The organism is Fodinibius sediminis, from assembly GCF_900182555.1.
Classification (GTDB): Bacteria; Bacteroidota; Rhodothermia; order Balneolales; family Balneolaceae; genus Fodinibius; species Fodinibius sediminis.
Map to the genome: position 1 here is coordinate 1 of NZ_FXTH01000044.1, position 1,323 is coordinate 1,323.

General features: G+C 49.4%; 1 protein-coding gene. It reads right to left on the reverse strand.

Going from position 1 to position 1,323, the window contains the following annotated elements; genetic code table 11:
• Positions 1 to 31: 31 nt before the first annotated feature.
• Positions 32 to 1,261, reverse strand: a complete 1,230-nt coding sequence (locus FN808_RS18750) for an IS256 family transposase (RefSeq protein ID WP_142716152.1) — start codon at positions 1,259 to 1,261, stop codon at positions 32 to 34.
• Between the last annotated feature and the right edge of the window lie 62 nt (positions 1,262 to 1,323).

Below are 1,323 nucleotides of genomic sequence, written 5' to 3' on the forward strand. Positions count from 1 at the left end.
GGGTGTGTAAACTAAACTCTGTCCGGTTTGTTTATTTTTCAGGGTTACGGGTTAAGTCCAGTGGCAGCCGATCTCCAAATCGAATGGCTAGCTGCTGAACGGTTAAGGCCCAGTTTTGCAACGGACTCGTCCATTTCTTCTCAATATTTTTAGTGGCCAGATACACCAACTTGAGCAAGGCCATGTCGCTGGTAAAAGCACCTTTGGTCTTTGTCACTTTACGCAGTTGCCGGTGATAGCCTTCCACCGCATTAGTTGTATATATGAGCTTACGAATCGGCTGTGTATACTGGAAATAGGTCGTTAGTTTCTCCCAATTATCACGCCAAGAGCCGATGACAACGGGATATTTTGACTCCCATTTGCTGGCCAACTCATCCAGGGCTAACTCAGCCAGATCCTTGGTGTCAGCCCGATAGACTCGCTTCAGATCCCGCATGAACTCCTTTTGATCCTTGCTGGCTACGTACTTCAGGGAGTTGCGAATTTGGTGAACAATGCAGCTTTGCACGTCGGCCTTGGGATACACACTCTCGATGGCTTCTTTGAATCCGGTAAGGTTGTCCGTACAGGCAATCAGGATGTCCTCCAAGCCTCGGTTCTGCATGTCTGAGAGTACCTGCAGCCAGAAGTTGGCTCCTTCGCTCTCAGAGACATAACATCCCAGCACCTGCTTATAGCCCTCACGGTTGATGCCCAGAATATTGTAGAGCGCCTTGTGGGTCACCCGGCCTTCGTCTCGGACCTTGTAGTGCATCGCATCCAGCCAGACGATGCAATAGACGGCTTCCAGCGGACGGGACTGCCAGGCTTTAACCTCAGGAATGATCCGATCGGTAATCTGGGATAGGACGGTATGAGAGAGCTCCGTGTCATACATTTCCTTGATGTGAGCGCTGATGTCTCGAAGACTCATTCCCAGCCCGTAAAGGCCGAGAATCTTATCCTGTAGACTATCCGCCAAAACTGTTTCCCGCTTTTTGATCAGCTGAGGATCGAAGCTGCTCTGGCGGTCCTGAGGAGTCTCGATCTCGAAAGAACCTGCCGAGCTTTTAATAGTTTTGGAACCTTTGCCATTGCGTTTGTTGCCTTTGTTGCGCTCATCGGGGTCCAAGTGAGCATCCATCTCGGCCTCCAGGGCCGCCTCGATGAAGCTTTGAAGCATCGGAGCGAATGCCCCATCCTTGCCAAACAATGACTCACCTGATTTAAGCTGAGCCAACGCTTTTTCTTGCAGTTTATCTAGTTCTTTTTGTGTCATGATTTGCCTAAGTTAGTAAGTTTTACGTTACCAAACTCAGACAGAGTTAGATTTACACTCTC